The organism is Arthrobacter celericrescens (assembly GCF_003614925.1).
GTDB lineage: Bacteria > Actinomycetota > Actinomycetes > Actinomycetales > Micrococcaceae > Arthrobacter > Arthrobacter celericrescens.
Map to the genome: position 1 here is coordinate 63098 of NZ_QYLP01000090.1, position 25078 is coordinate 88175.

At 66.1% G+C, this 25078-nt stretch carries 24 protein-coding genes; 14 read left to right on the forward strand and 10 right to left on the reverse strand.

What is annotated here, in order from left to right; translation table 11 throughout:
* Window positions 1–55 precede the first annotated feature (55 nt).
* Both D3654_RS15690 and D3654_RS15695 read left to right on the forward strand, forming a co-directional pair.
* Window positions 56–1108, forward strand: coding sequence for an agmatine deiminase family protein (locus tag D3654_RS15690; protein WP_120522399.1), 1053 nt, complete (start codon window positions 56–58; stop codon window positions 1106–1108).
* Window positions 1108–2820: an amidase gene (locus tag D3654_RS15695; RefSeq protein WP_120522400.1), complete on the forward strand. Its 1713-nt coding sequence runs from the start codon at window positions 1108–1110 to the stop codon at window positions 2818–2820. Before D3654_RS15690 ends, D3654_RS15695 begins: the two co-directional genes overlap by 1 nt.
* 46 nt (window positions 2821–2866) lie before the next feature.
* Here D3654_RS15695 and D3654_RS15700 read toward each other — a convergent pair whose 3' ends face one another.
* From D3654_RS15700 to D3654_RS15710, 3 genes are all read right to left on the reverse strand, one after another.
* Window positions 2867–3898: an aldo/keto reductase gene (locus tag D3654_RS15700; protein WP_120522401.1), complete on the reverse strand. Its 1032-nt coding sequence runs from the start codon at window positions 3896–3898 to the stop codon at window positions 2867–2869.
* Window positions 3899–3916: 18 nt separating this feature from the next.
* Entirely contained in the window at window positions 3917–4789 is an 873-nt protein-coding gene (locus D3654_RS15705; protein ID WP_120522402.1) for an NAD-dependent epimerase/dehydratase family protein, read from the reverse strand.
* 66 nt (window positions 4790–4855) lie between these two features.
* Window positions 4856–6349 (reverse strand): PucR family transcriptional regulator, encoded by a 1494-nt coding sequence (locus tag D3654_RS15710; RefSeq protein WP_120522403.1) that lies wholly within the window; start codon window positions 6347–6349, stop codon window positions 4856–4858.
* A 186-nt stretch (window positions 6350–6535) separates the two neighbouring features.
* On the opposite strand from D3654_RS15710, the gene speB reads away from it, so the two are divergent.
* From speB to D3654_RS15740, 6 genes are all read left to right on the forward strand, one after another.
* On the forward strand, window positions 6536–7531 hold the full coding sequence (speB, locus tag D3654_RS15715) for an agmatinase (RefSeq protein ID WP_074586781.1): 996 nt from the start codon (window positions 6536–6538) through the stop codon (window positions 7529–7531).
* Window positions 7528–8994, forward strand: a complete 1467-nt coding sequence (locus D3654_RS15720; RefSeq protein ID WP_120522404.1) for a purine-cytosine permease family protein — start codon at window positions 7528–7530, stop codon at window positions 8992–8994. The genes speB and D3654_RS15720 overlap by 4 nt, the downstream gene beginning before the upstream one ends.
* 67 nt (window positions 8995–9061) lie before the next feature.
* On the forward strand, window positions 9062–10573 hold the full coding sequence (locus tag D3654_RS15725; protein ID WP_205571829.1) for an aminobutyraldehyde dehydrogenase: 1512 nt from the start codon (window positions 9062–9064) through the stop codon (window positions 10571–10573).
* Window positions 10570–11889: a D-arabinono-1,4-lactone oxidase gene (locus D3654_RS15730; protein WP_120522405.1), complete on the forward strand. Its 1320-nt coding sequence runs from the start codon at window positions 10570–10572 to the stop codon at window positions 11887–11889. Before D3654_RS15725 ends, D3654_RS15730 begins: the two co-directional genes overlap by 4 nt.
* A 106-nt stretch (window positions 11890–11995) precedes the next feature.
* On the forward strand, window positions 11996–12421 hold the full coding sequence (locus D3654_RS15735; RefSeq protein ID WP_074586778.1) for a helix-turn-helix transcriptional regulator: 426 nt from the start codon (window positions 11996–11998) through the stop codon (window positions 12419–12421).
* 21 nt (window positions 12422–12442) lie between these two features.
* The gene (locus D3654_RS15740) at window positions 12443–12847 is read left to right on the forward strand and encodes a VOC family protein (protein WP_074586776.1); all 405 of its coding nucleotides are present in this window, start codon (window positions 12443–12445) and stop codon (window positions 12845–12847) included.
* A gap of 217 nt (window positions 12848–13064) precedes the next feature.
* On the opposite strand, the gene D3654_RS20545 is transcribed toward D3654_RS15740, so the two are convergent.
* The 3 genes from D3654_RS20545 to D3654_RS15750 form a co-directional block, all read right to left on the reverse strand.
* Entirely contained in the window at window positions 13065–13223 is a 159-nt protein-coding gene (locus D3654_RS20545; protein WP_162943759.1) for a hypothetical protein, read from the reverse strand.
* A 100-nt stretch (window positions 13224–13323) separates the two neighbouring features.
* The gene (locus tag D3654_RS15745) at window positions 13324–13533 is read right to left on the reverse strand and encodes a DUF6458 family protein (RefSeq protein WP_074586775.1); all 210 of its coding nucleotides are present in this window, start codon (window positions 13531–13533) and stop codon (window positions 13324–13326) included.
* Window positions 13534–13926: 393 nt separating this feature from the next.
* Window positions 13927–14775: a DUF2637 domain-containing protein gene (locus D3654_RS15750; protein ID WP_120522406.1), complete on the reverse strand. Its 849-nt coding sequence runs from the start codon at window positions 14773–14775 to the stop codon at window positions 13927–13929.
* Window positions 14776–14930: 155 nt separating this feature from the next.
* On the opposite strand from D3654_RS15750, the gene D3654_RS15755 reads away from it, so the two are divergent.
* A complete protein-coding gene (locus tag D3654_RS15755) occupies window positions 14931–17249 on the forward strand; it encodes a transglycosylase domain-containing protein (protein ID WP_120522407.1) in 2319 nt (772 codons plus the stop codon).
* Between the two features lie 70 nt (window positions 17250–17319).
* On the opposite strand, the gene D3654_RS15760 is transcribed toward D3654_RS15755, so the two are convergent.
* Window positions 17320–17700: a cytosine permease gene (locus D3654_RS15760; RefSeq protein WP_205571830.1), complete on the reverse strand. Its 381-nt coding sequence runs from the start codon at window positions 17698–17700 to the stop codon at window positions 17320–17322.
* A gap of 74 nt (window positions 17701–17774) precedes the next feature.
* Here D3654_RS15760 and D3654_RS15765 point away from each other — a divergent pair, with 74 nt between their 5' ends.
* The 5 genes from D3654_RS15765 to D3654_RS15785 all read left to right on the forward strand — a co-directional run bounded on the left by D3654_RS15765 (window position 17775) and on the right by D3654_RS15785 (window position 21379).
* Window positions 17775–18065: an MFS transporter gene (locus D3654_RS15765; RefSeq protein ID WP_205571831.1), complete on the forward strand. Its 291-nt coding sequence runs from the start codon at window positions 17775–17777 to the stop codon at window positions 18063–18065.
* Window positions 18066–18207: 142 nt separating this feature from the next.
* Entirely contained in the window at window positions 18208–18681 is a 474-nt protein-coding gene (locus D3654_RS15770) for a hypothetical protein (RefSeq protein WP_245413275.1), read from the forward strand.
* Window positions 18682–18757: 76 nt separating this feature from the next.
* Complete coding sequence (locus D3654_RS15775; RefSeq protein WP_120522409.1) at window positions 18758–19339, forward strand: AAA family ATPase; 582 nt, start codon at window positions 18758–18760, stop codon at window positions 19337–19339.
* A 115-nt stretch (window positions 19340–19454) separates the two neighbouring features.
* Window positions 19455–20546 carry a type I restriction endonuclease gene (locus D3654_RS15780; protein ID WP_120522410.1) on the forward strand — a complete coding sequence of 364 codons (1092 nt, stop codon included), beginning with the start codon at window positions 19455–19457 and terminating at the stop codon, window positions 20544–20546.
* A gap of 116 nt (window positions 20547–20662) precedes the next feature.
* Window positions 20663–21379, forward strand: coding sequence for a nuclease-related domain-containing protein (locus tag D3654_RS15785; RefSeq protein WP_245413276.1), 717 nt, complete (start codon window positions 20663–20665; stop codon window positions 21377–21379).
* Between the two features lie 32 nt (window positions 21380–21411).
* Here D3654_RS15785 and D3654_RS15790 read toward each other — a convergent pair whose 3' ends face one another.
* The 3 genes from D3654_RS15790 to D3654_RS15800 form a co-directional block, all read right to left on the reverse strand.
* The gene (locus tag D3654_RS15790; RefSeq protein WP_120522472.1) at window positions 21412–22269 is read right to left on the reverse strand and encodes a prephenate dehydratase; all 858 of its coding nucleotides are present in this window, start codon (window positions 22267–22269) and stop codon (window positions 21412–21414) included.
* A 134-nt stretch (window positions 22270–22403) separates the two neighbouring features.
* Window positions 22404–23675 carry a choice-of-anchor P family protein gene (locus D3654_RS15795; protein WP_162943760.1) on the reverse strand — a complete coding sequence of 424 codons (1272 nt, stop codon included), beginning with the start codon at window positions 23673–23675 and terminating at the stop codon, window positions 22404–22406.
* A 219-nt stretch (window positions 23676–23894) separates the two neighbouring features.
* Window positions 23895–24941 (reverse strand): LacI family DNA-binding transcriptional regulator, encoded by a 1047-nt coding sequence (locus D3654_RS15800; RefSeq protein WP_120522413.1) that lies wholly within the window; start codon window positions 24939–24941, stop codon window positions 23895–23897.
* Window positions 24942–25078 lie beyond the last annotated feature (137 nt).

Sequence of the window (25078 nt, forward strand, 5' to 3'; positions counted from 1 at the left end):
AGCTTCGCAATCAACGAGCTTGCAGCAGAGAAGCTTGCAGCACAGAGGAGTCTTCATGGCTTGGAAAATGCCGGCCGAAACCGCACCCCACGAACGCACCTGGATGGCGTTCCCCCGCACCGGCCTGACGCTCGGCGACGATGCCGCGTCGGCCGAGGAGGCGTACGCCGCCTGGACCGCCGTCGCGCACGCGGTCGCCGAATTCGAACCCGTCACCATGGTGGTGGACCCCAGCGAGCGCGAACGCGCCGCCCGCATGCTCGGCAGCGGCATCGAACAGCTCGAGGCACCCCTTGACGAGTTCTGGATGCGCGACGTCGGACCCACCTTCGTGCTCGACGACGAGCGCCCCGGCGTGCTTGGCGCCGTCGACTGGGTCTTCAACGGCTGGGGCGCCCCGCAGTGGGCCGAATGGGAAAAGAGCGCCGGGATGGCCCGCTTCGTGGCGGAGCAGAGCGGGGCCGAACTGGTGAGCTCCCTGCTGGTCAACGAAGGCGGCGCCATCCACGTGGACGGCGAAGGCACCGTGCTCGTCACCGAAACCGTGCAGCTCGACCCGAGCCGGAACCCCTACGCGGACAAGGCCCGGGTGGAGGCCGAACTGGCCCGCACCATCGGCGCAACCAAGGTCATCTGGGGTCCGCGCGGCCTCACCCGGGACTACGAGGACATGGGCACCCGCGGCCACATCGACATGGTGGCCACCCTGCCGGCCCCCGGGCGCATCCTGCTGCACTCCCAGGGCAACCCGGAGCACCCGGACTACGAGGTCAGCCGCAGCCTGCACGCCTTCCTGGAAACCCAGACGGACGCCGCGGGCAAGCCTTTCGAAATCGTCCAGCTGCCCGCCCCGGAGACCCTCCGCGACGAGGACGGTTTCGTGGACTGGAGCTACGTCAACCACCTGGTGGTCAACGGCGGCGTCATCGCCTGCGGCTACGGCGAAGAACGCGCCGACGCCCTCGCCGCCGAGATCCTGGCCGAGGCCTACCCGGGGCGCCGCGTGGTCACCGTGGACGCCCGGCCCATCCTGGCCCGCGGCGGCGGCATCCACTGCATCACCCAGCAGCAGCCTGCCCTGCCCGCCTCGAAGGGAGGTGTGGCGTGATGGCCCGCTTCGACGTCGTCGAGGCGTCCATCGCCCGGCTTCGCGCTGCCCTGGAATCCGGCGAAACCACCTCGCTTGAACTCCTGGACGCGTACCTGGAACGCATCGCGGCCTACGACGGCGAACTCAACGCCATGGTGGTCATGAACCCGGACGCCCGCGCCGATGCCATCGCCTCGGACGAGCGCCGCGCCCGCGGCGAGGGCCGGGGTCACTTGGAGGGCATCCCCTACACCGCCAAGGACTCATACCTGGCCAAGGGCCTCACCGCCGCCGCCGGGTCGCCGGCGTTCAAGGACCTCGTGGCGCAGCGGGACGCCTTCACCATCGAACGCCTGCGCGACGCCGGCGCCGTGCTGATCGGCCTGACCAACATGCCGCCCATGGCCAACGGCGGCATGCAGCGCGGAGTTTACGGCCGGGCCGAGAGCCCGTACAACGCCGACTTCCTGACGGCGGCCTTCGGCTCCGGTTCCTCCAACGGCTCTGGCACCGCGACGGCGGCCAGCTTCGGTGCCTTCGGCCTGGGCGAGGAGACGTGGTCAAGCGGCCGCGCACCGGCGTCGAACAATGCCCTGTGCGCATACACGCCCTCCCGCGGCGTGATCTCGGTGCGCGGCAACTGGCCGCTGGTCCCCACGATGGACGTGGTGGTCCCGCACACCCGCTCCATGGCGGACCTACTGGAACTGCTGGACGTGATCGTGGCGGACGACGCCGAGGCGCGCGGCGATTTCTGGCGGGTGCAGCCGTGGGTGGAGATCCCGAAGTCCTCCGAGGTGCGGCCGGAATCCTACCCGGCGCTCGCTCCGGCAGATCCCGACGGCGGCCGGGCGGCTTTGCGGGGCAAGCGCTTCGGGGTGCCGCGGATATATGTGAACGCCGACGCCGAGGCCGGAACCGAGGGAGCGGCGGGAATCGGCGGACCTACCGGGCAGCGGATCGAGACCCGTGCCTCCGTGATCGATCTCTGGGAAGCCGCGCGGCGTGACCTGGAGGCCGCCGGTGCCGAGGTGGTGTTGGTGGACTTCCCCGTGGTGAGCAACTACGAGGGCGACCGGCCGGGCGCACCCACCATCGCCACCCGCGGACTGGTCAGCCCGGAGTACCTGCACCGCGAAATCGTGGACCTGTCCGCTTGGTCCTGGAATGACTTCCTGGCGGCCAACGGCGACCCGGCCCTGGATTCGCTGGCGCAGGTGGACGGCGCGGCGATCTTCCCGCATCCGGACGGTGCCCTGCCGGACCGTTACGACGGGTTCGACGACAACATTTCCGGCTACCCCGCCCACATCCGCTCCAACCCGGAGCAGCCGATGACGGAGATCCCGGAACTGGCCGCCGGCGTCCGCGGCCTGGAGCTGACCCGCAAACTGGACCTCGAAGAATGGATGGACGGGCTGGGCCTGGACGCCGTGATCTTCCCGGCCGCCGCCGACGTCGGACCGGCGGACATGGACGTGAACCCGGCCTCCGCGGACCTCGGCTGGCGCAACGGCGTCTGGGTGGCCAACGGCAACCTGGTGCCCCGCCACCTGGGGATTCCCACGGTCACCGTCCCGATGGGAACGATGGCCGACATCGGCATGCCGGTGGGCCTGACCTTCGCAGGCCGCGCCTACGACGACACCGCGCTGCTGGCCCTCGCGGCGGCTTTCGAAGCAACCGGCTCCCGCCGTACCGAACCCCCGCGGACACCGCGGCTGGGCTGAGCTGCAAGGGGCCGGGTAGCACCGGGCCCCTTGCAGCTTCCGGCCTTCAGCGGCCGCCGGCGATCTTGCGGCTGCGTTGTTCCTGCGCGTTCGGCCCGTACGGATACACCCCGAGCCTGGGGTTGCTCGCCCCGTTCAGCCGCTCGATGTCCTCGGTTGTCAGCTCAAGATCGGCCGCCGCCAGATTGTCCGCCAGCTGATCGCGTGTCCGTGCGCCCAGGATCACGGATGTCACCGCCGGCCTGCCGGCCAGCCATGCGAGGGCAACTTGTGACTGGCTGACGGAGTGCAACGATGCTGTCGCCTCGACCGCGTCGAGGACCCGCCAGGTGTGTTCGTCCGCGTTCCGGGCTTCCCAGGCTTCCATGCCGCGCTTCGGGTTCTCCCCCAGCCGGGTAGCCCCGGTCGGGTCCACATCGCGCCTGTACTTGCCCGAAAGCCAGCCACCGCCCAGCGGCGACCACGGAAGGAGGCCGATGCCGGCGTCGAGCGCCGCGGGAACAATCTCCAGTTCAATGTCCCGCACCAGCAGGTTGTACTGGGGCTGCAGGGTGACCGGAAGGTTCCAGCCGTGTGCCTTCGCCAGGTGGACGGCCTTCGTCAGCTGCCAGCCGAGGAAATTGGAGAAGCCGTAGTAGGCGATCTTTCCGTTGCAGACGGAGTCGTGCAGGAAGCGCAGGGTCTCTTCCAGCGGGGTGATGGGGTCCCAGGCGTGCATTTGGTACAGGTCGATCTGCTCAACACCCAGGCGGCGCAGGGAGTCGTCCAGTGCCTTGCCCAAATGCCGGCGTGACGTGCCGAGGTCATTGGGGCCTTTTCCCATCGGAAAGCGTCCCTTGGTGGCGAGCACCACCCGATCCCGCGCGCCGCTCCGGCTGCCCAACCAACGGCCGATGATTTCCTCGGACACGCCTTGGCTGTAGACATCGGCGGTGTCCAGGAAGTTGCCGCCGGCATCGAGGTAGTCGTCCAGGATGAGGTGGGACGTCTCTTCGCTCGCCTTGGCCCCGAAGGTCATGGTTCCCAGCGCGTAAGCGGACACGACAGCACCGCTGCTGCCCAGTGTGCGGTATTCCATGCTGCTCCTCAGTTCGTCTCAGTCTTCAGTGGGCGTGGTCCGGTTCGAGTGGTAGTCGCGCCAGCTGTGCTCGGGCTCGTAGCCCAGCAGCCGGCGTGCCTTGTCGATGGACAACAGGGTTTCGTGCCGGTCCAGTTCCTTGACCACCTCGACGCCGGGAAAGACTTCGGCGGCCAGTTCCGCGCTTGATCTCTCCATGACCGTGTCCGAGGCAGCGATGATGAACGCCTCGAATCCCGGCTGCCCGTTCTCGAGGGCGCGGGCCACCGCCTGTGCCCCGTCGCGGGCGTCGATGTAGCCCCACAGGTTCCACTTCCGGAGCCTGGCATCGGCGTCGAAGGACCGGAACGCCTCATAATCCTCGGGGTCCATCACGTTGGAGAAGCGCAGGGCCACGATGCTCAGTTCGGGGTCCCAGCGCGTGAACTGGATGGCCATCTGCTCTTCGAGGTGCTTGACCAGCGAGTACGTGCTCTCGGGCCGGGCCGGGTATTCCTCGTCCACCGGGATATACGGCGGTGCGATGTCAAAGGGCAGGCCAAGGACGGTCTCGCTGGAGGCATAGACGATCTTCTTGATTCCCGCCCGTCGCGCGGCCTGGAAGACGTTGTAGGTGGAGAGCATGTTGTTTTCGAAAGTTGCGGCGTCCGGCGCCAGGCCCGGGGCGGGGATGGCCGCCAAGTGCACCACCGCGTCGAATCCGCTGTGCCGGTCATCCAGGCCAAGGATGGCATCGAGGACCTGACCATAGCTGCGCAGGTCAACGTTCACATACCCGGGCCCCTTCCGGCCTTCCCGGTCCAGGTTCAACACCTCGTGGCCGTCCTTCTTCAGGCCCCGGACCACGTTCCGGCCAAGCTTGCCGCTTCCGCCAGTGACAGCAATTCTCATCGCGCACTCCTCTGAAAGGGATGGTGTCGCTAACACTCTAGGCGCCACCCCCGGCTGCGTCGCGTGTCAGGTGGGGAAATCCATGGCTTCGTGGATCTGCAGGGCAAACCACAGCTGGGCGAGGGTGGACGTTTCGCCCATGTCCAGCCCCGTCAGCTCGCCGATCTTCCGGATCCGGTAGATCACGGTCTGGCGGTGCGTGAAAAGCACGGCCGCCGTCTTCTGCCAGGAGCGCTGGGTGTCCAGGTAGACCTTCAGGGTGTGCATCAGGTCCGGTTCACGGCCGCGCTCGTAGTCAATGACCGGCCCCAGCAGTCGCTGGACGAGCGCGGCGCCCTCCTCATGGCTCGTCAGGCCCAACCAGGACGGCCCTTCGCGATACCGCACCAGTTGCCGGGCGCTGTTCTCCGCGGTGCCGAGCGACCACAGCGATTCCTGCAGTGCTGTCTGGATCCCGGACACCCCGGCCGGCGCGCTCACCCCGATCCGCACGGAGCCGCTGACCACGTGCCGCATCAGTTCCGCCGGGCATTCCTTCGAAACAAGGAGGTGCAGGCGGCCGGCCCGGTTCAGGCAGGCCGAGGCGAATCCATGTCCCCACAGGTCCACGTGGACGTTGGCCAGGTCCCCGTTTTCCCCGGACATGGACACCACCACGAAGTCTTGCGCGGGGATGCCGAACTCGCCCAGCCGGCGTTCAAGTTCGGCCACACCGTAGCGCCCGTCGAAGGCCTGCAGGAGGAACTCGGATCCCAGCCGTCGCTGGCCTTCGAGCGCCAGCACCGTGCGGGACAGTTCGAGGCCCAGGACCGTGGCCGCATGGAGCAGGACCACCGCGTCGGGATGCTGCTCGGTGTCCGGCAGGACCAGCAGCAGGGCGTTCGCATGGGTGGGAATGTCCATCATCAGCACGTGCTGCTCCCCCATCCGCAGCCATTGGAAATTCTTCACCGTGCCTGGCGCCTTCCCCACCTTCCCGGCGAGCCAGCCGGACAGTTCCCCGGGCAGCTTCTCCCAGTCCGGGTGCCAGGGGTCCAGGCACCGCCGGTCGATGACGAAAAGCCTGGAGCCAAGTTCAGCGGCCAGGCCCTGCAGCAGGCGCCGCCCGTGATCGTCCGCCCCCGCCAACCGCAACAGGTCATAGATCCTGGCGGTCTGCCGCAGCCGGCGCGACTCCTCGATCAGGGAGGCCTCCGCCACCGTCCGGGCGATGGCGATGAACGGCAGCGGGTAGGGAATGTTGATGAGCGGAAGGGGCAGGGAATCGCAGGCCTCGATCAGTTCGGGACGGAGCTCCGGGGCGTGCATCTTTTCGCCGACCGCCAGCGCGCTCGCGCCCGCCTTCACCAGCTCCCGTGCGAGCTCGACCTGCCCCTCGGCGTCGGCCGGAATGGACATGCCGTTGGTCATCATGATTTCGCCGCCCGTGGTCCATTCCCAGAGCCGCGGCAGGTCCGAGGTGTGGGCCCAAGTGATGCGGTTTCCCATGCCGCCGGCGCCCGCCAGCAGGCGCAACCCCAGTTGCGGCTCGGCGAGCAGTTCCGCCACCGTCATGGCCATGGTCAGGCTCCGTTCCTTGTCTGCATGCCCTTCACCGGCCCGGAATTCCGGCGCTCTTAGACATATGTATAGGTGCCCCTGTTATTTGTAGTCAATCGCTCGATAGGCCACGTGACGCCGATCACTAATGATGGAAGGACCTGCAGAGGCAGCAGGCCCCCAGCGCAACGTGAAGGATTCTCCCCCATGACTGTCCACCAGCCCGTTGGCCCCGTCGACGCCACCAAGGTTCCACGCTTCGCGGGGCTTGGCACTTTCGCCCGGCTCCCGCAGATCGACCGCGTTCCCGACTACGACATCGCAGTGGTCGGCGTCCCGTTCGACGGCGGCACCTCCTTCCGTCCGGGCGCCCGCTTCGGTCCGGCGGCCGTCCGCGAGGCCTCGCGCCTCCTGCGCCCCGGCTACCACGTTGAACTCGACGTGGAACCCGTGCGGGAGGTCCAGGTGGTGGACGCCGGAGACATCGTCTGCACGCCGTACGACATCACCCGGGCCGTCCGCGAAATCGAGGAGCAGGCCCTGCCGCTCCTCGGCGAAGGCAAGCGGCTGATCTCCATCGGCGGGGACCACACCATCGCCCTGCCCATGCTGCGGGCCTTGAACACCGTCCACGGGCCCGTGGCGCTGCTGCACTTCGACGCGCACCTGGACACCTGGGACACGTACTTCGACCAGCCCGTCACCCACGGCACCATCTTCCGCCGCGCCTTCGAAGAGGGCCTGCTGGTCCAGGACCGCTCCATGCACGTGGGCATCCGCGGCCCGGTCTATGACCGCAACGATTTCCTCCGCGACCATGAGTTCGGTTTCCAGATCATCCGCTGCTCGGACCTGGACACCCTCGGAGTGCCCGCGGCGATCGAACAGGTGAAGGAACGCCTGGGCGACACCCCCGTGTACGTGTCGATCGACATCGACGTCCTCGACCCGTCCTACGCCCCCGGCACCGGCACCCCCGAAATGGGCGGGCTTCACTCCCGCGAACTGCTCGCCCTGCTCCGTGGGCTGGAGGGAATCAACATCGTGGGCGCCGACGTCGTCGAGGTCGCCCCGGCCTACGACCACGCGGACATCACTTCGGTGGCGGCGGCCACCCTCGTCTTCGACCTGCTCGGCCTGATGGTGAAGGGAAGCCGCGAGGACACCAATGAGCTGTCACTGGCCGCCCGGAGCGCATCATGAGCACCGCAATCGGCCCGCAGGCCGTCAAGGAGGTGCCCCGGCTGGAGGACAAGACCATCCAGCCCATCCCGCTGAACGAACGGCACGGCAAGCCCCGCGACCTGTTCACCATCTGGTTCGGCTCCAACATCATGATCATGACGATCGTGACCGGCGGACTCGCCACCACTGTCTTCGGGCTCGACTTCACCACCGCCGTCGTCGGGATCATCCTCGGCAACCTCATCGGCGGCATCTTCATGGCCCTGCATTCCGCCCAGGGGCCGCAGTTGGGCGTCGCCCAGATGATCCAGACGCGGGGGCAGTTCGGCTCCTTCGGCGCCCTGCTGATCGTTTTCATCGTGGTGATCATGTACGCCGGCTTCTTCGCCGCCAACCTCGTCTTCGGCGGCGAAGCGATGGCGGCGGTCTACCCCGGGATCGGTGTGGACTCCGGGATCGTGATCCTCGGCGTGGTGAGCGTCATCGCCACGATCTTCGGCTACCGGATCATCCACGCCTACGCGAAATTCCTCAGCATCGTCGCCGGCATCGCCCTGGTGGTGGCGTTCATCTGGGTCCTCTTCGTCAACGGCCTGCCCGCCGGGCTCCTGGAGCAAGGAAGCTTCAACTGGGCCGGCTTCATGGGCACCGTCTCCGTCTCGGCCCTCTGGCAGCTGGCCTACGCACCCTACGTTTCCGACTACTCCCGCTACCTGCCGCAGGGCACCGGTTCGCGGCCGGCGTTCTGGGCGTCCTACTCCGGCTGCGTGCTGGGCACGCTCTTCCCGATGGTGCTCGGCGCCCTCGTGGGCTCGGTGGCACTCACCCTCTCCGGAGACCCCGCCGGCGCCGATATCGTCGGAGACCTCGGCTCGCAGCTCCAGCCCCTCACGGCGGTGATCATCGGCATCTTCTGCCTCGGGGTGGCCGCCTCGAACGCCATGAACCTCTACTGCGGCGTCCTGTGCAGCCTCACCGTCGGCCAGACCTTCAAACCGGACTGGATGCCCAAGGCCAAGACCCGCAGCGTGGCCGCCATCATCCTCTTCGCCGTGGCGGTGTCCGTGGCCCTGTTCGCCCGGGACAACTTCATCCTCTTCTACACCAACTTCCTGTCCTTCCTGATGTACGTCCTGGTGCCGTGGACGGCCATCAACCTGGTGGACTACTACCTGCTGCGGCACGGCCACTACCGCGTGGACGACTTCTTCAGGCGCGACGGCGGCGTGTACGGGCGGTTCAACTGGGTCGCCATCGGTTCCTACATCGCCGGCGCCCTCATCCAGATTCCGTTCACCGCCACCGCCGTCTACACCGGCCCGGTCGCCGCCGCGATGGGTGGCGTGGACCTCTCCTGGATCGTCGGGCTGATCGTCGTGGCGCCCCTGTACTACGCCGCGGCCCGCGTCGCCCGGACCCTGGGCAAAAGCTCGGAACCCGCAGACTCCCCCACCCCCGCGCTGGTGAGCGACGCAGCCTGAACCGCGACGCCGCCTGAGCCGGCGCCCGCCAGCCCCACGACCACTCCGAAAGATTGGAACCACTGCCATGACCACCACCGAGACCGCCCTGCCGCGCGCTGCCTTCACCGTCCGGCGCCCCGCCGGACAGGCCAGCGCCCCTGAACTGCCGCCGTCGGGACACTTCATCAACGGCGCCTTCGTCCCGGGCACCTCCGCCGAGCTGCTCGACGTCTTCAACTCGTCCACCGGCGCAGTCCTCGCCTCAGTCGCCGCCGGCACCGCCGCCGACGTCGACACCGCCGTTGCTGCCGCCGTCGCCGCCCAGGCATCCTGGGGCAGCACCACCCCGCGGGAACGTTCGGAAGTCCTGCACCGGATCGCGGACATCATCGAGGCCAACCGGGCCGTCTTCGAGCGCCTCGAGGCCGCCAACACCGGCAAGCCCGGCGCGGTCGCGGAGGACGACGTCTCCAGCACCATCGACACCTTCCGCTTCATGGCCGGCGCCTGCCGGACCCTGACCTCCCTGGCAGGCGGCGACTACGCCCCCGGCCACACCTCGGTGATCCTGCGCGAACCCGTGGGCGTGGTGGGAGTCATCACTCCGTGGAACTATCCCCTGCTGATGGCGGCCTGGAAGGTCGCCCCGATCCTGGCCGCGGGCAACAGCGTGGTCCTCAAGCCCTCGGAGCAGACCCCGCTGTCCACCCTGAAGCTCGCCGAACTCGTGGCCGGCCAGATCCCGGACGGCATCCTCAACGTGGTCACCGGGCAGGGCCGCACCGTGGGCCAGCGCCTCTCCGAGCACCCTGACATCGCCCTCGTGGCCCTGACCGGCAGCGTGGCCAGCGGGCAGGCGGTGGCCGGGACCGCCGCCCGCTCCGTCAAGCGCGTCCACCTGGAACTCGGCGGCAAGGCGCCGGTGGTGGTCTTCCCCGACGCCGACCTCGCCGCCGCGGCGGCCGGGGTGCGGAACGCCGGGTACTGGAACGCCGGCCAGGACTGCGGCGCGGCCTGCCGCGTCCTGGTGCACGAATCCGTCGCCGAGGAGTTCACCCGGCTCCTCGCCGCGGAGGTCGGCACCCTGGTGCTCGGCGCGCCGGACGCAGGGGACGACGTCGAAATGGGCCCGATGATCTCCCGCCAACATTTCGAGCGGGTCAAGGAGGCTCTTGCGGAGGCGAAGTCAGCCGGGCTGCGGACCGTCGTCGGAGGATCCGCCCTGGAGGGACCGGGGTACTTCATCGAACCGACGGTGATCGCCGACGTCCCGGCCGGCGCACCGATTGCCAGCCACGAAATCTTCGGCCCCGTGGTCACGGTGGAGTCCTTCGCGTCCACCGAGGAAGCCGTGCGGCGGGCGAACGAAACCCCGTACGGGCTCTCCGCCTCGGTGTGGACCAAGGACTCCGGGCTGTCGCTCAGCGTCCCCAAGCAGCTGGACTTCGGTACCGTGTGGGTGAACGCCCACCTGGTCCTGGCCAACGAGGTTCCGTGGGGCGGGTTCAAGGGATCCGGCTACGGCAGGGACCTGTCCCTGTACGCCCTGGACGACTACTCCCGGACCAAGCACGTCATGGTCAACCACGGCGCATGAGCGCTGCAGCAACTGATCGGAGCCTGACAATGAGCAACGCCTCCAGCCGCGGTCTGGCGGACGCGGCCTTCCCGCCGGTCCCGTTCGGCACGGATGTGCCGTGGAGCAACTGGGGAGGGAACCAGCACGCCACTCCGGCGTTCACCGTGCGGCCCACCACCGAGCAGGAAGCCCTTGACGCGGTGCGGTTCGCCATCAAGGAGGGGCTCCCGGTGCGCGCGGTCGGGTCCGGGCACTCCTCGTCCCCGCTGGTCCAGACCGGCGGGGTACTGATGGACATGTCCGCCCTCACCGGGATCACTGGAACCAACCGCGGACGCCGCCGGGCCCGGGCCAGGGCCGGCACCACCATCAACGCCTTCGGCGACCCGCTCTGGGAGCAGGGCCTGGCCCTGGCCAACCAGGGCGACATCGACAAGCAGCAGATCGCCGGGGCACTGTCCACCAGCACGCACGGTTCGGGGATCGGGCTCGGCAGCTTCTCCTCGGCCCTGCGCTGGGTCCGGCTGATCGACGGCCACGGGGAGATCGTCGAAATCGGCGAGGGCCAGCTGCGGGAGCTCCATGCGGCCCAGGTCGCCCTGGGGACGCTGGGGATCTTCCTGGAGGTGGAACTCGCGGTCGAGGACGCGTACTACCTGCAGGAGGAAATCACGTACCCCGAGTGGGACGAAACCGTGGCCGGCTGGGACGCGGACATCGCGGGCAACCGCCACTACTCCTTCCTCTGGTGCCCCGGGGAGGGATCGGCGGAACTGCTGGACCTGCCCGGTGCACCCGGCGAGCGCATGGCCAATCGGAGCTACACCAAGCGGTACAACGTTGTCGACCTGAAAGACGAAAGCGGGATCTCCGGCGTCGAAGGCAAACGACTGGACCGCTCCTACCGGATCTACCCGGGCGGCTTCACCACCCCGTTCCACGAGCTGGAGTACTTCGTCCCCGTGGAGCACGGGCTGGCCGCCACCGAGGCCATCCAGGACCTCATCCGCACCAGGCACCGGGAGCAGCAGTACCCGGTGGAGGTCCGGTGGGTGAAGGCGGACGAGGGCTACCTGTCCCAGTTCCAAGGCAGGGACACCACGGTCATCACCCTCACCACCGAGCCCGGCACGGACTACTGGCCCTTCTTCCGCGACGCCGACGCCCTCCTGCAGGAATTCGACCCCCGCGCGCACTGGGGGAAGATCCACTTCATGAGCCGGAGCCGGCTGGAACGCCTCTACCCAGAGCTGGATACCTTCCTCGAGGTCCGCAGGGAATTCGACCCCCGCGGTGTGTTCCTCAACGACCACACCCGCGCTTTGCTCGGCTAACCCCGCCGTACACCACCCAACGCGGGGTCACTTAGGGCCCATGTTCCGCACCGGGACGGGCCCTAAGTGACCCCGCGTTGGCGTCCGCCGGGGCTAGACTGGCCGCATGACTCCCCAGGAACTGGCCAACCTGGCCTTCCTGCGCCGGGCGCGGGACCTGATCGACCGCGAATACGCCCGCCCGCTGGACGTGCCCACCATGGCCGCCGGGGCGCTGATGTCGCCGGCGCATTTCTCGCGCCAGTTCAAGGCCGCCTACGGGGAGACGCCCTACAACTACCTCATGACCCGCAGGATCGAGCGGGCCATGGCCCTGCTGCGCGCCGGCAGCACCGTCACCGACGCCTGCATGGAGGTGGGCTGTACCTCCCTGGGTTCCTTCAGTTCCCGCTTCACCGAGGTGGTCGGCATGACCCCCAGCGCCTACCGGGACCGGGAACACGAAGCAGTCAAAGCGATGCCTTCCTGCATCGCCCGGCAGCGCACCAAGCCGGACCGCAAGCCGAGCAGGATTGAAGAAGCGACCGCCTGAACGCCGCCCTACGTTTGAGGCATGAACATTTCACTTCAGTACTCACAGATCACCGTCAACGACCTCGACGAATCGCTCGCCTTCTACCGTGACGCCCTCGGCCTTGAGGTGCGCAACGACGTCGGCTCCGACGGGCAGCGCTGGGTCACCCTCGGCAGCGCCTCCCAGCCGGACCTGGAATTGGTGCTGTCCGAGCCGCACGCCGGCCGTTCCAAGGACGACGGCGACGCCCTCCAGGTGCTCCTGACCAAGGGCGTGCTGCCCGTCATCGTCTTCCGCACCGACAACGTCGACGCCACCTTCGAACACCTCCGCGCCGCCGGCGCCGAGGTGCTCCAGGAACCGATCGACCAGCCGTGGGGCCCGCGCGATTGCGCCTTCCGCGATCCCTCGGGCAACCATGTCCGCTTCAACCAGAAGTCCTAGTTCCCTGCAAGAACGCACGACGCCGGTCCCTCCACGCGTTGGGCCGGTGTCGTGCGTTGGGAACAACAGAACGTCCGCGGCGGCTCCCGGCGCGATGACGCCAATCTCCCCCGTCCGGTTCAGCAGTTCCGCGGCGGTCACCGTCGCGGCGATGGTGGGTGGACCTTGGGAGCGGGTGTTTCCGCTATGTTCGTCGGCCCATGTGCGGGCGTCTTGGCTAGTACCAGTACCGGCGCCCACCGAAGACGGGGCGATTGAGCGCGCCGAGTATAAGCAGGATGATGCCGACGGCCAGCAAAATCCAGCCGATGGTGCTGAGGATGCCGATGTTGAGTAGCCAGCCGGCAATCAGCAGAACAAGTCCGAGGATGATCATTTCTTTCCTTTCGCGTTGTGGCGAAACGGGCCTTCTCCGGCGGCGGAGAAACGAGTTGAACACGCGCCATGGCTCCGAACCGCCGAAGGCTGCAGCTGCCCTAGGTGACGGTGTCTGGACCGTGCTCGACGACCGTGTGCCGGTGCGCCGAGAAGGCCATGATGATCGATACGATCAGGCCCAGCACGCCGACGGCCATGAGGATATAGCCGACTAGCATCTGATCAATGAACGGAATCAGTCCCGGAGCGAGGGCGAATGCGAGGATGGCCCCGAGTGCTATCAGGACAATGGATGCACCGATCCTCATGTTCTCCACTCCTTCCCTGCCGGTCCGCGGTCGAAGCGAAAGCAGACTGGCCATAAACTAAGTACCCTTACTAAATCAAGATTACCTGAACCGGACGGAAAAGGGATGCTGGAGCGGTTTCCGATGTTGTTGGTCATCGTGTTGACCTTGCCTCGGCAGACGAGCAACGCTATGGCGACCTCACTCAGGCATCGGATATTCCAAGTCCCCCTGCGCTTACTCCCCTGAGGGCCTCGGCGGGGCAGGACGCGGATGGCCGTGAAAGCCGTGTCCTCAGAAGGGTCCGGTCCTTCGTGGAATTGAGTTGCAACGCCGGAGATACCCGCGACTTGGCACCACTCCTGCCGGCAGTGCACAGCAAAGGCCACACCTCGGGTGAGGCTTTTAGTGGGACTAGCCCTTCGCCGCCGCGCTCAGCCGCGGGTCGTCGTCGGGCAGGTCTTCCTGGCTCAGCTCCTCATCGGAGAAACTGACGCCGGCACCTTCCGCGGGAGCCGGATCAACCGGTTCCAGCGCCTGGACCATTTCCTCGTACAGGGCCGGGACGACGTCGTCCTCCGCCTGAGCGGGAGCCTGGGCGGGGGCCTGCATCGGAAGTGCGGCGGTCACCGGGCCCGAGGTGGGCGCGGGCGGGGCGTACGGGGGCGCCGGCGGGGCGTGACGTTCGGGCGCACGGTGTTCGGGCGCATGGTGTTCCGGCGCGCGGTATTCCGGGGCACGGTATGCCTCTTCGAGTGCGGCCCGTTCCCGTTCGGCCTCGTAGTATTCGGCTTCCTCCTGGGCTGCCCATTCGCGGTGCAGCTCGGCCGCCTCCGCGCGTTTCTGGTACATGTGCACCGTGAGGTGGGTGATGGCCAGGAGCACCACGGGGGGCATCGCGGCCACCAGCGCGGAGACGATCGGCGGGATGCCCGAACGGATCGCGTCCACGGTCAGGATGGCATGGACGGAGTTGGCCGCCGTCGAAACGATCGCGCCGAAGAAGAGCAGCGTCCACGGGTAGACCATGGCCCGGCGGCTGTGCCCGTTGAGCGCCACGATGGCCACGGTGGAGGCCACGATCATGCCGTCCACGATGATCGGCCAGATCCAGGCAAGATGTGCCTCGATCCCGGAGCGCTGCGCAAGGTCGGTCAGCGCCGCGAAGGACAAAATAAAGGCGCCGATGGCGATCACCACAGTGGTGCCGACCGCGGTGAGGAGTACGGCCTTGTGGGGCTCGTTGGGGATCCTGGTGTTCACCGGATGAGTTTACCGGCAGGGGCCGCCCCGGAACTCCGCCGGCCGCGTCTGGCCCTCCACCTCTCCCCTCCGGGCGGATTCCGGGCGTAGTGTGGGCCTTAAGCCGGTGTTGCGGAATCCGGGACAGGCCAATTAGCTGGGATTGGGTCTGGGGCATGACGATGAGGAATGGTCCAAGGTTCACAGTGGCGACGACCCTCGGCAGGGTCTTCGGATACTTCGTCCTGAGCGTCATCGGCGGCGTCCTGTCTGCCAGCCTCGTGGTGCCGGTGGTCGCGGCCACGGGATTCGCCGTGAAAGGCTCCGTCTCTTACTTCAACGGGCTGCAGGCCGAGCTGACGGTGGGTCCGCCGTCGCAATCGAGCAAGGTGCTGACCGCCGACGGCAAGCTGATCGCCACCTTCTTCGCCGAGAACCGCGTGCCGGTGAAGCTGGAAAACATCTCACCCTTCGTCCGCAACGCGGTGATCGCTGTTGAGGACAGCCGCTTCCATGAGCACCCCGGCGTAGACCCGCAAGGCATCCTCCGTGCGGTCCGGGTGAACCTCAGCGGCGGGGACCGCCAGGGCGCCTCGACCATCACCCAGCAGTACGTGGCCAATGTGCTCAATGAGCAGCGCCTCTCAGCCGGGCGCATGGATGAGATCGTGCTGGGCAACCAGAAGACCATGCTGGACAAACTGCGCGAAATCAAGCTGGCCCTGGAACTCGAGAAGAAGTACAGCAAGGACCAGGTGCTGGAGGGGTACCTGAACATCGTGTTCTTCAACCGCGACGCCTATGGCATCGAGGCGGCGTCGCGGCTGTTCTTCAGCACCTCCGCCAAGAGCCTCACCCTGCCGCAGGCGGCCCTGCTGGCCGGGCTGGTGAACAGTCCCAGCGCCTACAACCCGCTGGTGAATCCGCAAGGCGCCCTGCAACGGCGGAATGTGGTACTGACCAAGATGCTTGCCCAGGGCATGATCGGGCAGACGGCGTACGACGCCGCCGTCGCCACCCCGTTGAAGCTGAAGGTCACGCCGGCACGGCAGGGTTGTGCGGGGGCCGCGATTGCACCGTACTTCTGCGACTATGTGTCCCACCTGATCCTGAACAACAAGGCCTACGGCGCCACGTTCGATGACCGGGAGAAACTACTGTACCGGGGCGGGCTTACGATCACGACTACTTTGGACAGCCGCCTGCAGGCCGCGGCCCAGAAGCAGGTGAACCTGTCCGCCGGCGCCAACCCGGACAAGTGGGGGGCCTCCCTGGTTTCAGTGCAGCCCGGTACCGGAAAGATCCTGGCGATGGCGCAGAACACCGTGTTCCTGCCCGCGCCGGGGAAGTTCGACACCCAGCTGAACTTCAACGTCGATGCCCAGGACGCCAACGGCTATGACCTCAGCGGCGCGGGCGGCTTCCAGCCGGGCTCCACGATGAAGCCGTTCACCTTCGCCGAGTGGCTGAACGAGGGCAAGCCGCTGAACGCGATCGTGGATGCCTCGCGGCGGGTCTACCCGGTGGGGTTCCCGTGGCGTTCCAGCTGCGGCCAGCGGGTGCTGGGCGGGTATAGCTCGGCGCAGAAGGCCGCCAACCTGGGCGCCGACGACGACCTGCAGAACAACGATCCCGGCTACTACCGGCCGATGCCCATCAACTACGGCCTCTTCAACTCGATCAACACGGCCACGTTCGCCACCGCGGCCCAGCTCGATTTCTGCGGCATCCAGAAGATGGTGGATGCCGTGGGCCTGCACAGTGGCCTGGACCGGGCACCGATCGACATGCACCAGATCGGCAACCTGCTCGGGGCCATCGGCGTCTCCCCCCTTGACCTGGCCAACGCGTACGCCACCTTCGCCAACGACGGCCGCTACTGCGAGCCGATCGCCCTGGTCTCCGTGGTGGCCCCGGACGGTCACCGGCTGGCCGCGAACCGCACCAGCTGCAGGGACGCCGTGAAACCGGAAGTGGCGCGCGGCGTCAACGCAGTGCTCCAGGATGTCCTCATCCAGGGCTCCGGCTGGTACATCCACCCGAAGGTCCACGACCTGATGCCCACCGCCGCCAAGACCGGGACGTCCAACACCAACGGCGCCACCTGGGTGGTGGGCTACACGCGCGGGCTCGCCACGGCGTCGTTCTTCGGCGACACGTCCAAGGGCCAGAAGCGCGAGGGCCGGAACGTCACCATCAACGGCAAGTTCTACAAGGTGCTGGACGGCTACATGATCGCCGGTCCGCAATGGGCCAACTACATGGTAAACGTCGTCAAGCTCTACCCCGGCGGAGCGTTCCCGAACCCGCCGGAGTCCATGATGCGCGGCCCGGGACCGCGGCCCAGCAAGGTCGGCCCCCCGCCGGCCCCGCCAACGCCGGAGCCCGTCAAGAACGTGTCCGGCACACCCGCTCCGGAGTTTTCGCCCACGCCCGCCCCGGCCCCCGCGCCGGCACCGAACCCCAAGCCGACCCCGAAACCGCCCAAGCGCTGACGCTGCGGAAAGCACAGGCGGGACGACGACGGCGGACGCTTCCGACGTCGTCCTCCCGCCTTTTCTTGTGTCACTCAGCCGATTCGAGTTCCGCTTCCGGAACGCCGGTGCGCTGCCCCATCCGGCCGGCCCAGTTCATGCCGAAAAACAGGATGCCCGTGCCGAGGAGGATCGCCGCTAGCACCTCCCAGCCGGTGAGGCCGATGACGAAGAGCCCGGCGACGAAGGTGTAGGTGCCGATGTTGTGGATGGCCGACATCCAGACGGCGAAGAAGCTGTAGGTGCTCCACTTCCGTCCGGTGGCCGGGGCAAGGTCCTCGTTGTAAACGCGGCCGGAAGGGTCGAGCGCGGCAAGGGACGTGTGCTCGGAATCAATGGTGGCTCCTGGAGGGTGGCGGGTCCTGGTGACGGGATCCCATTTTGGGATCCCACAGGAAGTGCCATGGGTCACATTCAGGAGGTCAATGGATCCAGGGCAGCACCCTCGGCGTCGTACTCTCCCTCGCACTCTCGGCTGCCGGAACCATGGGTGCCATCCCCGTGTTCTGGAACCTCCCGGCCCGGTTCATGTCCGGTACGGCGCTGGTTGCCGGCCTCGCCGTCATCAACTCGATTGCCAACCTGGCCGGCTACTTCGCACCCCAGCTCCTGGGCAGCCTCAAGCAAAGCAGCGGCACCTACAACAGCGGCCTGTACCTGATTGCCGCGGTTGAGTTCCTCACCGCCGGTTTCATACTTTTCTTCATCAAGAAGCAGAAGACGCAGGAGCAATCCGCGCCCGCCGGTGAGCGGGAGGACTCCGCCGGACCGCGGTAAGTCCCGCGCAGGAACAGCCGACGACGGCGGGAGGGTCCCGCCGTCGTCGGGCTTTCTTCGTGCGGAACCCGCCTGCATTCCGTTCCCGAATAGCAACCAAATTCCCTTGGAGCAATTCCGCCGCGGAAGCGAAGATCAATAAATGAGGCGGCAGACCGGTCGGGCAGTTTCCCTTTTCCTTGCGGCGGTGGTTGTGTGCGGCGCCCTCGCCGCTTGCTTCGGATTTGATCCGCCACCGTGCTTTCCGCCGAAATACTCGGTGGAACCCGGAACCGCCCGGCCCGGCGAACAGGTCACGGTTTCCGCCCCGGACGCCGACTGCAACCCGGCTTACGGGCAGGACGCAAAGATTGAAATTTCCCTCACCGATGCCGCCGGCCGAGAAGTCTTCACGAAGACAGGACCGATGAACAACGACGGCGGATTCACCTTTTCGTTCAAGGTCCCCGCCGGGATGAGGCCCGGCAAGGCTGGCGTCACGGCTTTCCCCCATGCGCTCGACTGGTGCGATGACACCGGCAGGAACACCCGGCTGCGTCGGCAAGGGGCTGGAGATGATGGCATTACCCGGTCATCGTGCGCAACTCCCGTCGTCCCCCTGACGATCAAGCCGTGAGCTGTGTCTCACCTTGGCGCGAATCCGGGACAATGCAGCAGCCCGCCTCGTTGAATAGGGGACGAGGGGAGGCCACATGCTCATTGTCCTGACAGGAATCGACGGCGCGGGAAAATCGACGGCGGCCCGCGCCTTGCGGGAATCGGCCGAGGAAGAAGGCACTGACGTCCTGGTGCTCAGCAACCATGCCGGCAGGCGCAGGATGTCGCTGCTCAGCGCCAAGTTCGGCGTCCGGCTGCCGCCGCGGCTGGCCGACGCCATGGAAACTTCCATCCGGGTCACCAACGTGCTGATCTCCCATGCGCGGGCCCGGCGTTTCCAGGGCCTGGTGGTCATGGACCGCCACCTGCATTGCCAGTTGGCACTGCGCGAGGCCAATGGGCTCCCACGCGGCTGGCTGCTCCCCCGCCTTCTCGAGGCCCTCCCTGCGCCGGACCTGGTTGCCCATTTCGACGTCGATCCCGAGCTGGCCCATCAGCGCATCTTGGCCCGGGGCACCGACGAGGAATCGTTGGAGGATCTGGCGGCCTTCCGTGAGGCGTACCGCTCGCTGCCCGAGTATCCGGGTTTCGCGGAGATCGACGCCGGAGCTCCGCCTACCGAGGTTTTGGCGACGGTGAGGCGGGCCGCCGGGGCGGAAAAGAAACTGGCGGCTTAGGAAGTTCGGTCCAAAAGGTCGGTGCGCCAACAATTGGCCCCGTTGGCATCTCCCGTTTTGTCTGACGCCTCGGCTACTGTGAGTTCGTTCGAGCATCAAACGTAGGGGGGACTAAATGGAATTCTCAGAACGACTCACGTCTTTGGCTGCAAAGGTGCGCCAGCAACGCGGAGCCATCGAGACCGAAGAAGCAACAAAGAACGCTTTCGTCATGCCGTTCATCTCCTCAATTCTGGGGTACGACGTATTCAATCCGCTGGAGGTGGTTCCGGAGTTCACTGCCGACGTTGGAATCAAGAAGGGCGAGAAGATCGACTACGCAATCGTGAAGGATGGCGAAGTCCAGATCCTCATCGAATGCAAGAAATCCGTCGGCCCCGTACGGATCGAGCATGCTTCACAGCTGTTCCGGTACTTCGCCGTTACCAACGCCCGCATCGCCATCTTGACCAACGGCGAAATCTATCAGTTCTTCACTGACCTCGACGCTCCTAACCGGATGGATGCCAAGCCCTTCCTGGTGTTGGACCTGAACGACATCGACGAATCCCTTATCCCGGAGCTTCAGAAGCTCTCCAAGGAAGTTTTCGATCTCGATTCCATCATTAGCGCGGCAGGAGAACTTAAGTTCATCGGGGAACTCAAGCGAACCCTGGCCGCGCAGTTCAAGGACCCCGAAGATGAGTGGGTGAAGTTCCTGACGGCACGGGTCTACACGGGCCCGTATACGCAGAAGGTACGTGAGCAGTTCACGGTCCTTGTAGCCAAAGCCGCGAAACAGTTTCTCAACGATCAAGTGAATGAGCGGCTTAAGAAGGCGCTAGGTGCCCAGTCGTTTGTGGTTTCAGACGAGACTGTGGTGGCCCCTGAGGTCACCAGTGCACCGGCGGTTGAGGCAGATCTCGCGGAAGCGGATGGCATCGAAACGACGCTCGAGGAAATCGAGGGCTACCAAATCGTGCGGGCAATTGTGTGCAGCGAGGTGAAACCGGCGCGGGTTGTCCAGCGTGATGCAAAGTCCTATTTCGCCGTCCTCCTCGACGACAACAACCGCAAGCCGATCGCGCGCCTTCATTTCAACCGTACGCAAAAGTACATCGGCCTCTTCGACGCAAACAAGGAAGAAACCCGGGTGCCCATCAACTCCCTCGAAGAGATCTATGAGCACACCGAAGTTCTCCGTGCGAGCGTAAAGAGCTATCTCTGAGGATGCCACGGGGGCGGCCATGACCGCCCCCGTAGCCTCCGCAACCGGAGTCCAGAATGCCCGACAATTCACAACTGCGTTTCAATATCCCCGGTCAAGCCGTCATCAATCAGGTCATGTCACTCCAAGAGCCGGTTCCGGCCCAAACGGCAATCGGACGGATACTCGGGCGAAGCCCGCTAACGGCCGAGGCCAGATCCTGGTACCAGGGCGCGACCGCCGAAATCGCGGTGGGGAAGATCCTGTCGGGCTTGGGCCCGGAATGGACGGTGCTTCATGCAGTCCCGGTGGGCTCAGGCTCCTCAGACATCGACCACGTAGTTATCGGCCCCGGCGGTATCTTCACTCTCAACACCAAGAACCATTCGGGCCAGTCCGTGTGGGTGGCCGGCCGTACCCTCATGGTTTCCGGTTCGAAGACCCGGCATATTCCGAACTCCGCCTACGAGGCACAACGGGCCTCCAAACTGCTCGGCTCGGCGAACGGCACGCCAGTCTCGGCAACCGGAGTTGTCGTAATCTGCGGCGCGAAGACCCTGACCATCAAGGAGTGGCCCGCCGACGTCGTCGTTCTTTCCTCCCAGCGGCTCGCCAACTGGCTTCGGCGACAGCCACAGCGGCTGACTGTTTCGGAATCCGAACAGATCGCAGCCGTCGCAGCAAATCCTCGGACCTGGCACCGGCATCCTCAAGCAGAGCATGACCCCGGGGCACTCCAGGCCCGGTTCAGCGCCCTCCAGCGGGAGGTGCAGCGGGCGGCACTGATACGTGCGGCCTGGGTTCTGGCAGCCGCGTGCCTCTTCGTCGCCGTGATTCTCAACTTCCGTTTCTAGGAAGTCCGCCGCCCGTCAGGAAGGGCCAGCCCTCAGGAACTCTCGGCGTGCCTCGCCCGGTACTCATCCGCGGCATACACGCCGAGGATCCGGACCTCGGTGGTGAAGAATTCGAGCTCCTCCAGCGCGCGGCGGAGCCGGGGATCTTCAGGATGCCCTTCGACGTCGGTGATGAACATGGTGGCGGCGAACTCATTGCCCACCATGTAGCTTTCCAGCCGGGTCATGTTCACGCCGTTGGTGGCGAACCCGCCGAGGGCCTTGTACAGGGCCGACGGTACGTTGCGGACGCGGAACACGAAACTGGTGATCGCCGGTCCGGGCAGTTCCTGCTTGGTGGGAAGCGGCCGTTCCTGGGTGAGGACCACGAAGCGGGTGGTGTTGCTCGGATCGTCCTCGACGCCGGAGGCCAGGACCTCGAGGCCGTACAGATCCGCGGCGAGTGGCGGAGCCAGGGACAGCTTGCGCGGATCGTTCCATTCGCGCACTTCGCGAGCGGAGCCCGCGGTGTCGCCGGCGATCACCGGCTTCAGCCCCGCCTCGCGGATGATCCGGCGGCATTGCCCCAGGGCGTGGATATGGCTGTGGACCTCGGTGGCTTCCTCGATGCTGCTTCCGGGAACGCCCATCAGGTCAAAACGGATCGGCAGGAAATATTCGCCGACGATCTGCAATTTGGACTGCGGGAGCAAGGCGTGGATGTCCGCCACTCGGCCGGCAATGGAATTCTCGATGGGGATCATCCCCAGTTCCACGGCTCCCGTCGAGAGCAGCTCAAAGGCGTCCTCGAAGCTGGCACATGGAACGCTTTCGGCGTCGGGGAACATTTCCCTGCAGGCGAGGTCCGAGTTCGCGCCCGGCTCTCCCTGGTAGGCAATCTTTTGGACCATGGTGCTCATCGTTTCATTTAGCCCGGCGAAGAACCCAAACGGCGTACGTTCATGAACCCACCGGACCGCGCCACATCAAGCAAAAGGGGTGCCGCCGCGGATCGCGGCGGCACCCCTCCCCCAGACTTTGGGCGCTAGTTCCTGATGCCCGTGTTTGAATAGCCGATCTGGATCGTCGACCCGGTCGGCAGGCCGCCGATCGACTGGTTCAGGACAATTTCGACCATCGTGACGACAATTGCCGCTGAGGTCTTGGTTACCTTGTGCAAAGTGACCTTGCCCAAGCCCGGCACCTGGACCACGGTGTTGGGCGCAACGGAGGCATTGATCGCCGGGAATCCGGTGATCCTCAGGTTGGTGAACGTGGACGTGTCGGTCAAGGTGACCACGCCGCCCGCCGTGGCACGGCTCGCGCTGGTCTCTGCCTTGATGGCGTCAGCCTGGATCACGCCGCTCAGGACATTGAGCCCGGCCAGGGAATTGGTCACGGTGCCCTTGAGGGCAGGGCTGACAACGGTGGTTGTGGTTGTCGTGGAGGCGCCCACCGTTGCAAGACCCGGGAGGGTGGATCCAGCCAGGTTCACCGTCTGGGTCCCGGCGCTGCAGCTCAGGGAGGCGTACGCGGTGGGGCCCGAACCGAGGAGCCCGGTGGCCAGGGTGCTCTTGGTCGTGAACCCTGCACCGGCGGCGTAGCCAACTTGTGCCGGCGTCAGCTTGGCGAGGCTGACACCGAGGCGAATGTCGGTCCCGGCCTTCACCCCGGCAATGCCGGCCTTGAGGACCTCGACGCGCAGAGCCGTCGTCGAAACCTGGTAGGTACCGTTGACCAGCTTCTTTTCCTGGCCATTCAGCGTAATTTTGCCGAGGGAACCCAGAAGCGGCACATTCAGGTCAATCACCGTATTGGGTGCCGGGTTGGCGGCTACGGGAAGACCCAGGACTTTCAAATTGGCAATGTTGGTCAGATTCGTGCCGGAAAATGCACCGGCAGTGTTCTTGTCTGCGATGCTCACCGACGAAATAGTGCCAGCCGTGATCAGTCCGCCCAGCAGGTTGGTGCTGCCAACAACCGAACGTCCTTCGATGCGTTTGCCCGTTGCAGTTTCCAGCGTCCTGACGCTCGTCGATGCAGCGCCCACGGCACCCACCGCAGGCACATTCAAGGCTGCGGCGTTGTTGGTGGAAGTCAATCCGGTAAGACCAGTACAGCCAATCGATGAATTGGCCGTGGGACCAGACGTAAGTGTCTTGTCGGAATTGTAAATGTAGGAACCATACGCGATTCCCGAGAAGCCGGTGGTGACCTGTGCAGGCGTAATACTCGGAGTCGCCGCCGTTGACGGGGCCAGAGGCCCCGCACTCACAAGCGCGAAGGCGCCGACCAGTGCGGCCAGTGTACGTTTCATGAAAATCCCCCAGAGATAGCACGAGTCAATTTTTCGCGGTAATAGCACCGTACGCCCGCAGGTACAGGCGAACAATAGAAAACACGGCGATTTGCATCATAGCTATTATTTGCAGGGTGATTACGTAACTACGTGGAACGTAATGCATTCCGGTGTTTCATCAACCCGCCAGCGCCGGAATTCTGCGAGCTTTCCGGCGGGCGCCGCGCCACAAGCAAGCTACCGGGCGGCACCCGCGCACGGAGCCGTGGATTCGCGCACCACCAGGTGCGTTGCGAGTTCCACGCGGCGCGAATCCAGGGTGTCACCGCGCATCTGGCGCAGCACGAAGCGCAGAGCGGCGCGGCCCATTTCCTGCAGCGGCTGGGACACGGAGGTCAACGGCGGCACGGACTCTTCGGCCTGGTATGTTCCGTCGAATCCCACCACGCTCATGTCCTCGGGGATGCGGACCTGCTGTCGGCGCGCCTCGGCCAGGACGCCCAGCGCGATGCTGTCGCTCGCCGCAAAAATGGCGGTGGGGCGTTTTTCAAGCTGGAGCAGCGCCTTCATGCCCGCCACTCCGTGTTCGGGACGGAAGGCCCCCGAGAGGATGTAGTTGTCCTCAACCTGCACACCCTCGGCCATGAGCGCGGCCATGTAGCCGTGAAGCCTGGCCTGGTTGCATTCCGCGGCCTCCGGACCGCCGAGGAAGGCGATCCGCCGGTGCCCCAGGCCCAGCAGGTGGGTAGTCGCGGCCTTGCCGCCCGCCCAGTTGCTGGCGCCGACGCTGACCACGTCGCCCTGGGGAGGGTTGAGCGGGTCGATGACGACGATCGGAATGTCGCGGCGGAGGAACGGCTCCAGTTGCGCCGAACTGAAGGCCGACGTCACCACGATCATGCCGCTGCGGCCCTCGTCGACAATCCGCTGCGCCCGCTGCTCGGGGCTGAGGGGCGAGGCCCCCTGCACGCCCGTGACGTTAAGGAGGACCTCGACGCCGGACGCGGCCGCGTGCTCCAGCACGCCGTTCAGCACCTCGACGCCGTAGGCGGAGTTCAGGCTGTCGAGGACCATTTCCACCACGGGCCGCCGCCAGGCAATGTTCTTCCGCTGCAGGGGCGACTTGTAGCCGGAGCGCTCCAGGGCCGTAAGAACCTTGGCCCGCGTCTCCGCGGCAACGTCTTCCCGGCCGTTCACCACCTTCGAGACGGTGGGTGCGGAAACGCCCGCTTCACGGGCAATTGCGGCCAACGTCAACTTGGCTGGGCGTTCGCTGCCGGCCATGCACACCTCAACTCTTTCGAAACATTTCGCTGGCACAAGTGTGTGTTCAGCCGCCCGCGAAGTCAACCGGGATTTCGTAAACGTTGTGAACTTTATGGCGCCAGGCCCTTGACCGTGACTCAGGCCACAGTTAGATT